2 protein-coding genes are annotated in these 10,914 nt (G+C 73.0%); both read right to left on the minus strand.

What is annotated here, in order from left to right; genetic code table 11:
- On the minus strand, positions 1-3,955 hold a 3,955-nt coding region (locus ACFVS6_RS42545; protein WP_389711916.1), incomplete at its 3' end, for an amino acid adenylation domain-containing protein.
- A complete protein-coding gene (locus ACFVS6_RS42550) occupies positions 3,955-10,854 on the minus strand; it encodes an amino acid adenylation domain-containing protein (protein ID WP_389711917.1) in 6,900 nt (2,299 codons plus the stop codon). The genes ACFVS6_RS42550 and ACFVS6_RS42545, both read right to left, overlap by 1 nt.
- Positions 10,855-10,914: the final 60 nt, after the last annotated feature.

The following is a 10,914-nucleotide window of genomic DNA, read 5'->3' on the forward strand; positions in this document are numbered from 1 at the left end:
GGAGAACCATGTAGGTGGTGGTGTTGGTGGTGCGGGCGAGTTCGGTGAGTTGTTGGTGGGTGGTGGTGGGGATGGTGAAGGTGATGCGGTCGCCGTGGTGGGTGGTGGTGGGGGGTCGGGGTCGGTCGGTGGGGAGGTCGAGTTGTTCGGGGAGTCCGGTGAGGGTGTTTTTCCAGTGGGTGAGTTGGCGTGCTGCGGTGCTGGTGGGGTTGGTGTCGTTGCCGAGGAGTTGGCGTTGCCAGAGGGCGTAGTCGGCGTATTGGACGGGGAGGGGGTTCCAGGTGGGGGCTGAGTTGTTGGTGGTGCGGGTGGTGTAGGCGGTGGTGAGGTCGTGGGCGAGGGGGGTGCGGGACCAGGCGTCGCTGGCGATGTGGTGGATGAGGAGGAGGAGTACGTGTTCCTCGTCGGAGATGCGGAAGAGCGAGGCACGGACCGGGATCTCCGACGTCAGGTCGAACGCGTGCCGGGCCGCCGCAGCGCAGTCCCGCTCGTGGTCCGCCTCGGTGGTGTCGGCCCGTACGAGGGCGATACGTGAACGCTCCGGACCGAGCACCACCTGACGCGCGCCCTGCTCGTCCTCGGCGTACACGGTGCGCAGGATCTCGTGCCGGCCGATCAGGTCGTTGACGGCCTCTTCGAGGGCGCCGGCGTCGAGCGGACCGGTCAGCCGGAGCGTCGTCGGGATGTTGTAGGTCGGGCTGGGGCCTTCGAGTTGGTGGAGGAACCAGAGGCGCTGCTGGGCGTAGGAGAGGGGGATGCGATCGGGCCGGGCTTGTGCGGTGAGGGGGGTGCGGGCGTCGACCGCCTGGTCGAGGGCGGTGGCGAGGCCGGCGATGGTGGGGGTCTCGAAGAGCTGCCGGATGGAGAGTTCCGCGCCGAGGGTGGTGCGGATGCGGCTGACCAGGCGCGTCGCGAGGAGCGAGTGGCCGCCGAGGTCGAAGAAGCTGTCGTCGATCGTCAGGTGCGGCAGGGACAGGATCTCCGCGTACAAGGAGACGAGGATCTCCTCGCGCGGGCTGCGGGGGGCCCGGCCGGCGGAGCGCACCGTCCACGTCGGTTCCGGCAGGGCCCTGCGGTCGAGCTTGCCGTTCGGGGACAGCGGGAACGCGTCGAGGACGACGATCGCCGACGGGAGCATCCACTCGGGCAGCCGCTCCGCGAGCCCGGCCTGCGCGGCGCCCTCGTTCCACAGCGTGCGGTCGGGCACCACGTACGCCACCAGGCGCTGGTCGCCCGGCCGGTCCTCGCGGAGCAGGACGGTCGCCTGGAGCACGCCCGGTTGGGCCGCGACGGCCGACTCGATCTCGCCCAGCTCGATGCGGAACCCGCGCAGCTTGACCTGGTCGTCCGCGCGGCCGACGAAGACGAGCTTCCCGTCGTCGTTCCAGCGGGCGACGTCACCCGTGCGGTACATGCGGCTGCCGGGGCCGCCGAAGGGGTTGGCGGTGAACCGCTCGGACGTCAGCCCGCCCCGGCCCAGGTACCCGCGCGCCAGCTGCGCCCCCGCCAGGTACACCTCGCCGTCGGCGCCCGGGCCCACCGGACGCAGCCCGGCGTCCAGCACGTACAGCCGGACCCCGTGGTGCGGGGTGCCGATCGGCACCGGCCCGGACGGCACCTCGGTCCCGGGCCGGATCCAGTGCTCCAGGCAGTGCCCGGTCGCCTCGGTCGGGCCGTAGACGTTCACCAGGGTCACCTCGGGCCTCGACTCGCGCCACGGTGAGAGGTGTTCGCCGAGGAGCTGCTCCCCGCCGAGGGTGAGCAGCCCGGACGGGGACACCGGCTCCGGCATGGTCGCGAGCAGTGCCAGGTGCGACGGCGTGCCCTTCATGAACGTGGCCCGCAGGAAGTCCGAATCCTCGGCGACGGCGGTCTCGGCGAGGCTCTCCAGGTCCGACAGCCGGACGCAGCCGCCGCTGATCAGCGGGGCGTGCAGCGAGCCGACGCTCTGGTCGAAGGACGCCGAGGCCTGCATCACGGACAGGCCCGACACATCGGGTGCCTGGGTCTCCCGGCAGTGCCTGACGAACGCCGACAGGGCCCGGTGTTCGACGAGCACGCCCTTGGGGCGGCCGGTGGAGCCCGAGGTGTAGATGACGTAGGCCGGGTGGTGCGGGGCCAGCGGCGCGGCGCGCTCCGGGTCGCGGACGTCGGTCGCGGAGTGTTCCCGCAGCGTCCCGGGCAGCATCGGGTCGTCCATGACGAACGTGAGCGGGGCGCCGCTCTCCCGGCCCAGCTGTGCGTCCACCTCGGCGGTGGTGAGCACGAGCACCGGATCGGAGTCCTCGATCATGTGCCGGATCCGGTCGGCCGGGTAGGCAGGGTCGACGGGCACGTAGGCGCCACCGGCCTTGAGGACGGCGAGCATGCCGACGACGAGGTCCGCGCAGCGCGGCGCGGCGATCGCGACGAGGCGTTCCGGGCCCACGCCGAGCTGGACCAGGCGCCGCGCCAGCCGGTTGGCGCGCGCGTTGAGGTCCGCGTACGAGAGGGTGTCGTCGGGCGCGATCAGGGCCGGGGCGTGCGGGGTCCGCGCCACCTGCTCCTCGAACAGGTCGGTGAACAGCTCGGGGGCCCGCTCGTAGTCGGAGCCGCTCCACTCCTCCAGGACCGTGCGCCGCACGGCCGGGTCCAGCAGCCGGACGGCGCCCACCGGCACCTGCGGCTCCTCGACCATGGCCCGCAGGGCGCGGCGGAACACGGCGATCACCTCGTCGACCCGCTCGGCGGTGAACAGGTCCGGCAGGTAACCGAGGGAGAACCGCAGCATGTTGTCCCGGGGCAGGGCCAGCAGGCCCAGGGGGTAGTGCATCTGGTCACGGGAGTGGATCTTCAGGACGGTGGGGAGGTCCGCGGCGGTGTCCGTGCCCGGCGGCCGGCCCCGGCTGGAGTTCAACGGGTAGTTCTCGAACACCATCGCCGTGTCGAACAGCTCGCCGGAGCCGGCCCAGCGCTGGATGTCCGCGAGCCCCACCCACTGGTGGTCGATCAGCCTGGCCTGTTCGCGCTGAACCCGGCGCAGCAGGTCCGCGAGCGGCTCCGCCGGCCGCAGCCGCACGCGCAGCGGGAGCGTGTTCATGAACAGGCCGACCATCGTGTCGATCCCGGGCAGCTCCGGCGGCCGGCCGCTGACCGTCACGCCGAACACCACGTCGCCGCGGCCCGTCAGGTGGGCCAGGGCCAGCCCCCAGGCGCTCTGGATCGTGGTGTTCACGGTCACCCCGGTGGACCGGGCGAACCGGGTCAGCGCCGCGGTGAACGCCTCGTCCTCCACGAAGTGGATCCGCTCCGGGGCCGAGGTGAGGGCCCCCCGGTCCGGCGCCACGATGCTCGGGGTGGCGAACCCCTCGAAGGCGTCCGTCCAGGCTGCCTCGGCCGCCGCCCGGTCGCGGGAGTCGAGCCAGGTGAGGTACTCGCGGTAGGGGCGGACCCGCGGCAGCGCGGTGACGTCACCGTGCACCGTGTACAGGGTGAGGAGTTCGCGCAGCAACACCGGCATCGACCAGCCGTCGAGCAGGATGTGGTGGTTCGTCATCACCAGCCGGTGGCGGTCCGCACCCAGCCGGATCAGCGTGAACCGGATCAGCGGGGGCTTGCCCAGGTCGAACCGGGTCCAGCGGTCCTCGTCGGCGAGTCCTTCCGCCGCGGCCTCCCGCCGGTCCTCCGGCAGCCCGCTCAGGTCCTCCTCCCGCCACGGCACGACCACCTCGCGGGGGATCAGCTGCACCGGACGCTTGAGCCCCTCGTGCCGGAACGCGGCCCGCAGGTTCGAATGCCGTCGCAGCATCGCCGCGGTGGCGCCGCGCAGCCGGTGCGCGTCGACCCGGCCTTCGAGCTCGATGAAGACCTGGACGTTGTAGGCGTCCAACTCATCGGCGTCGAAGAGGTTGTGGAACAGCATTCCCTCCTGGAGCGGAGAGAGCGGAAGAATGTCTTCCAGACCTGACTTGGCCATCAGAGGGAACCCCATTCGCTTTCGAGCCGTGAGATGTCGTCCGCGCTGAGCGAGGTGAGGGACACGTCCGAGGGCGTCAGGCCACTGGCCTCCGGCCGACGGGCGTGCTCCACCAGTGCCTTCAACGCCCTGAACCAGCCTTCACCGAGGCCGCGGACCGCGTCCTCGGTCAGCACGCCCGCCGCGTACGTCCACACGCAGTGCAGTCGCGGCCCGTGCCCGGTGTCGTGGGCGCCGGCGACCAGCTCGACGGGGTGCCCGAGCACGGTGTCCGGGTGCTGCCCGGCCACGCCCCGACCCACCACGCTCCACGCGGGCGCCGCCCCGCCCTCCCGGGCCTCGCGGCCGCCGGTGAACCGCCCCAGGTAGTTGAACCCGTACTCGGGGGAGGGCAGCCCCGAGAACCGTTCCCGGGTCCGCGGGTTCACGTACCGGAGCAGGCCGTGGCCCACGCCGTCGCCGGGGACCTCGCGCAGCTGCTCCTTGACCTGCTTCAGGGCGCGGCCCGCCGCCGGGCCGCCGTCCCACACCTGAGCCCAGTCCCCACCGACGCGGGGACTCAGCCGCACCGGGTGCATCGAGGTGAACCAGCCGGCGGTGCGGGTGAGGTCGGCGCCGGCCGCGAGGTGCTCGTGCCGGCCGTGGCTTTCGAGGTCGACGACGACCGGCGCGCCCGGGTCCTCGCCCCGGGTGCGCCGCCAGTCGGCGACGGCCAGGGCGAACGCGGTCAGCAGAACGTCGTTGATCTCCGCGTGGTAGACGCCCGGCACCCAGGTCAGGAGGGCCTCGGTGGTGTCCGCGTCGAGGTCCAGGGTGACCTGGCCCGCCGCGGCGTGCGTGTCCCGGACCGGGTCGAGGGTCAGGGTCGCCGTGTGGTCGAGGGTACGGAGCCAGTGCTCGGCCTCCGCCTCCGTCGACGGCCGCTCCGCGAGGCCGCGCAGCGTCTCGGCCCACTGCCGCCAGCCGGTACCGCCCTCGGCGAGCGGCCGGCCGTCGTGGGCGGCGGCCAGATCGGGTACGAGGAACCGCCAGCTCACGGCATCGACCACGAGGTGGTGCGCCACCAGGACGAGCAGGCCGTCGGTCTCCGGACCCCGGTCGAGCCAGCAGGCCTCCAACATCCGGCCGTGCTCGGGGTCGAGCCGGGCGCGGGCGGCGGCCGCCAGATCGGTGACCGTCGAGCGCAACGCGGCCTCGTCGAGCCCGGGGGCGCGGTGGCGGGTCAACACGGCCCCCACCTGCGGAACACCCGGCTCCGGGATGGACATCGTCCAGTCCGGGGCCACCCGCAGGCGCAGGGCGTCGTGGTGGTCGAGGAGGGTCCGCAGGGCGCCCCGCAGCCGGTCCTCGTCGAGGCCGGCGGGCACCGACACCACCACCGACTGGTTGAACGGAGCCACCGGACCGCCGAGCTCCTTCAGCCAGCCCATGATCGGCGTCATCGGGACCGGCCCGGTCGGCCCGTACACCTCGGCCGCCGACCCTTCCGTCCCCGTCCCGTCCGCCCGGTCCAGGGACTCGGCGAGCAGGGCGACGCTCTGGTGCTCGAAGACGTCCCGGACGGAGATCGTCAGACCCTGCCCGCGGGCGCGGCTGACGAGCTGGATGGACAGGATGCTGTCGCCGCCCAGGTCGAAGAAGCCGTCGTCGACGCCGACGGACTCCAGTCCGAGGGCCTCGGCGAACAGCCGGCACAGCAGCTCCTCGACCGCGTTGCCCGCGACCCGGCCCGTGGAACGCTGCCCGTAGTCGGGCGCGGGCAGCGACTTGCGGTCCAGCTTCCCGTTGCCCGTCAGCGGCAGCACGTCCAGCGTGACGAACGCCGCCGGCACCATGTAGTCCGGCAGCGCGTCCCGTACGAAGGCCCGCAGCTCCTCGGCGTCCGCGATCCCGGCGGCGCCCTCGGCGGCCACCAGGTAGGCCACCAGCCGCCGGTCGCCCGGCCGGTCCTCGCGGACCACCGCCACCGCCTCCGCCACCCCGGGATGCCGCGCCAGGGTCGACTCGACCTCGCCGAGCTCCACCCGGAACCCGCGGATCTTCACCTGGTCGTCGACCCGGCTGATGAACTCCAGGTCACCCCGCCGGTTCCAGCGGACGACGTCACCCGTGCGGTACATCCGCTCACCGGGTCCCTCGAAGGGGTTCGCCACGAACCGGGAGGCACTGAGCCCCGGCCGGGCCAGGTAGCCGCGCGCCAACTGCACCCCGGAGACGTACAGCTCACCGGGCACGCCCGCCGGCACGGGCTGGAGGAACTGGTCCAGGACCAGCATCCGGGTGTTGGGGAACGGCCGGCCGATGGTGAGGACCCCGTCCCGGAGGTCCTCCGGGGAACCCACCCGCCAGGTCGTGCAACCGACGATGGTCTCGGTCGGCCCGTACTCGTTGAGCACGGTCATGTCCGGGTGCGCCTCCAACGCGGTGCGCACCGCCCGACCCGTCAGCGATTCCCCGCCCAGCACCAGGTCACCCCGCGGCGCGTACACCCCGGGCAGTTCGGTGATCAGCGGCAGGTGGCTCGGCGTCGCCTTCAGGAACGTGATCTGCGGCAGGCCCTCGGGCACCTCGCCCGCCAGGTGCCGCTCGTGCAGTTCCTCCAGGTCGGCGAGGTGGACGCAGCCGCCGCTCAGCAGTGGCGCGAACAGCCCGGTCACCGTCAGGTCGAACGACAACGGCGAGTGCAGCAGCGCGTGCCCGCTCACCCCCGGATACAACTCAGTCGACACCGCGAGGTAGTTGACCGCCGGCTGGTGCTCCACGACCACGCCCTTGGGACGGCCCGTCGACCCGGACGTGTAGATGACGTACGCCGCGTGCCACGGCGACAACGGGCCCGTGCGGTCCGCGTCACCCAGGTCGTGGGTGGGCAGCCCGGCGACCTCGGCACGCACCTGCGGACCGTCCGACGCCAGCCGGGGCAACCCGTCCGGGAACAACCCCTCGGGGAGCCGTCCCGCCGTGACCACGCACACCGGCCGGGCGTCGTCCACCATCACGGCGACCCGCTCCGGCGGCGCGGAAGGATCGACGGGAAGGTACGCCGCGCCGCTCTTCAGCACCGCGAGGACCGCCACCGCCATGTCCACCGACGGCGGCAGGCACAGCGCCACGATCCGCTCCGGTCCGGCCCCCGCGCCGACGAGCAGCCGGGCCAGCCGGTTGGCGCGCGCGTTCAGCTCCTCGTACGTGAGGGTCGTCCCGTCCGCCGACAGCGCCGGACGCAGCGGGGTGCGCGCCACCTGCTCCTCGAACAACTGGGGCAGGGTCGCCTCCCGCTGGGGGCGGGCGGTGTCGTTCCACTCCTCCAGCACCTGCCGGCGCTCCACCGGATCCAGCAGACCGATCCCGCCGATCGGCAGGTCCGGATCCGCCGTCACCGAACCGAGCACGCCCAGCAGCCGCGAAATGATCGACTCGACGGTCTCCCGGTCGAACAGCTCCGTCCGGTACTCCAGCGATCCCCGCATCCCCGCCGGCGCGCCCGACGCGTCGTGGCTCTCCCCGAGCGTCAGCGACAGGTCGAACTTGGCGACGCCCGTCCGCGCGGCCAGCCGCGTCGCGTCCCGCAGGACGTCACCGCCCGCCGCCGGGACACGACCGCGGTCCTCCTCGCGCACCGGGTCCGCCGTGTTGTTGAAGGTGATCATCACCTGGTACAGCGGGTGGTGGGACAGGCTGCGCGTCGGATTGATCGCCTCCACCAGGCGCTCGAACGGCACGTCCTGGTGCGCGTAGGCGGCCAGATCGGCGGTACGGACCCGGTTCAGCAGCTCCCGGAAGGTCGGGTTCCCGCTCGTGTCGGTCCGCAGCACCAGCGTGTTGACGAAGAACCCGATGAGGTCCTCCGTCGCCTCGTCCGTACGACCGGCCACCGCCGTCCCGATGGGCACGTCCTCACCCGCTCCCAGGCGGGTCAGCAGCGTCGCGAACGCAGCCTGGGCGACCATGAACGGGCTCGCGTGCGCCGCCCGCGCCAGCTCCACCAGCCGGGAGTGCAACGCCGCCGGAACGGTGAACGGGATCCGGTCCCCCGAGTAGCCGGCCGTCGCGGGACGCGGCCGGTCCGTGGGCAGCTCCAACTGCTCGGGCAGCCCGGCCAGGGCCTCCTTCCAGTAGGCCAGCTGAAGACCGGCGGTGCTGTCCGGGTCCGCCTCGTCACCGAGCAGCTCGTGCTGCCACAACGCGTAGTCGGCGTACTGCACGGGCAGCGGCTCCCACCCGGGAGCCCCGCCCGCGCCGCGCGCCGCGTACGCGGAGGTGAGGTCACGGGCCAGCGGAGCCATCGACCAGCCGTCACCGGCGATGTGGTGGATCAGCAACAGCAGCACGTGTTCCGTGTCCGACAGCCGGAACAACCGGGCCAGGAACGGGATCTCGTCCGTCAGGTCGAAGACGTGACCCGCCGCCCGCGCCAGCCGCTCCTCCAGGTTCCCCGCCGTCACGTCCGTGACCCGCAGGGGCCGACGGACCCGATCGGCGGGCAGCACGATCTGGTGCGAACCCCGCTCGTCGTCCGCGAAGACGGTCCGCAGGCTCTCGTGCCGCTCCACCACGTCGTCGACCGCCCGCTCCAGGGCCTCCCGGTCCAGGACACCGGTCAGCCGCAGGGCGGTCGGCAGGTTGTACGTCGCCGACGGACCCTCGAACTGCCGCAGGAACCACAGCCGCTGCTGCGACGGCGACAACGGCACGCGCTCCGGCCGCGGTCGCGCCACCAACGGGGCCCGCGCACCGGACGCCCCGTCCGACGCACCCGACAGCCCGGCCACCGTCGGCGTCTCGAAGAACTGCCGTACGGACAGCTCGACGCCCAGCGCCGTCCTGATCCGGCTGACCAGCCGGCTCGCGAGCAGCGAATGCCCACCCAGGTCGAAGAAACTGTCGTCGATGCCGACCCGCTTCCGGCCCAGCACCTCGCAGAACAGCGAGCAGAGGATCTCCTCGCGCGGATCGCGCGGCCCCCGCCCGACCGACCCGTCGGCCTGGTCCGGCGCGGGCAGCGCCGCCCGGTCCAGCTTCCCGTTCGGCGTCAGCGGCAGCCGGTCCAGGAACACCAGCGCCGTCGGCACCATGAACTCCGGCAACCTGCGCCGCAGCAGGTCCCGCAACGCGGCCGCCGCGGGCTCCGGCCCGTCCGCGACGACGTACCCGACCAGCCGCTGGTCACCCGGCCGGTCCTCACGGACCAGGACCGCCGCCTCCGCGACCCCCGGGTGCCGCACCAGCTCCGACTCGACCTCACCCAGCTCGATGCGGAACCCGCGCAGCTTCACCTGCTGGTCGACACGGCTCAGGTAGCGCAGCGCGCCGTCCCGCTCCCGCCGCACCAGGTCCCCGGTGCGGTACATCCGCGCACCGGGCGGCCCGTACGGGTCCGCGGCGAACCGTTCCGACGTCAACCCCGGACGCCGGTGGTACCCCTCCGCGAGCTGCGCCCCCGCCAGGTACAGCTCGCCCGGAACCCCCACGGGCACCAGGCGCAGCGCCGCGTCCAGCACGTACGCCGACGTGTTGACCAACGGTCGCCCGATGACCGGACCGGCGGGACCCGGCCGCGACGCCTCGGCGGCCGTCGCCCAGATCGTCGCCTCCGTCGGCCCGTACAGGTTGGTCACCGAACGCGCCCGCCCGCCCAGCGTCCGGGCCAGCTCTGCCGGCAGCGCCTCACCGCCCACCAGCACGTGGACCCCGGCCAGCTCGCCGCGGTCCGCGGCCACCAACCCCTGCCACAGACTGGGCGTCGCCTGCAGCATCGTGATCCGGGACTCCACGACCGTCCGCAGCAGCGCGGCGGGGTCCTTCGCCGTCCCCTCGTCCGCGAGGACCACCGTCGCACCGTGCAGCAGCGGCAGGAACAGCTCCAGACCGGCGATGTCGAAGCCGACCGTCGTGACCGCCAGCAGCCGGTCCCCGACACCCGGCGCGAAGCGCCGCCCCACCGAGTCGAGGAACGCGCCCAGCGCGGCCCGGGGCACCACGACACCCTTGGGACGGCCCGTCGACCCGGACGTGTAGATGGCGTACGCGGGGTGTGCGCCGCGGACCCGGGTCCGCGGCTCCGTGTCCGCGAGATCGGTGGCCGCGTACGCCGACAGCTCGTCCGCGGTGGCCGGCTCGGTGACCGTGAGCGCCGGAGCCGCGTCGTCGAGCATGTACGCGATCCGGTCCGCCGGATAGCCGGGGTCGACCGGCAGGTACGCCGCACCCGCCTTGAGGACCGCCAGCAGCGTCACGACCAGGTCGACGGAACGCGGCAACGCCACCGCCACGAACCGGCCCGGGGCCGCGCCCCGCGCGACGAGGTGCCGGGCGAGCCGGTTGGCGCGCGCGTTGAGCTCCGCGTACGTCAGGGACGTACCGGCGAGGACGACAGCCGGCGCGTCCGGGGTCAGCGCGGCCTGCCGCTCGACCAGCCGGGACACGGAGGCGTCGGGCACCGGCCCGGCCGTCCCGCTCCACTCGCGCAGCGACTGCCGTTCGGCCGGGCTGAGGATCTCCAACTGCCCGATCGGCCGGTTGGGGTGGGCCACACCCGTACCGATCACCTGCACCAGCCGGTCCGCGATGCCCTGCACGGTCTCCCGGTCGAACAGGTCGGTGCTGTACGTGACACTGCCCGACATGCCCTCGCAGGCACCGTCCGCACCGAACCGCTCGGCCAACGCGAACGACAGGTCGAAGCGAGCAGAAGCCCCCTCAGATCCCTCCACTCGCGCAGTGAGCCCGGCGAACCGAGGGACCTCCGAACGCGCCTGCGCGCCCTCGGTGTTGTGCAACGTCAGCATCGTCTGGAAGAGGGGGTGGTGGGAGAGGGTGCGGGTGGGGTTGAGGGCTTCTACGAGGCGTTCGAAGGGGAGGTCTTGGTGGGCGTAGGCGGTGAGGTCGGTTTCGCGGATGCGGGTGAGGAGTTGGTTGAAGGTGGGGTTTCCGCTGGTGTCGGTGCGGAGGACGAGGGT

Source organism: Streptomyces sp. NPDC057939, assembly GCF_042887545.1.
Taxonomy (GTDB): Bacteria; Actinomycetota; Actinomycetes; order Streptomycetales; family Streptomycetaceae; genus Streptomyces.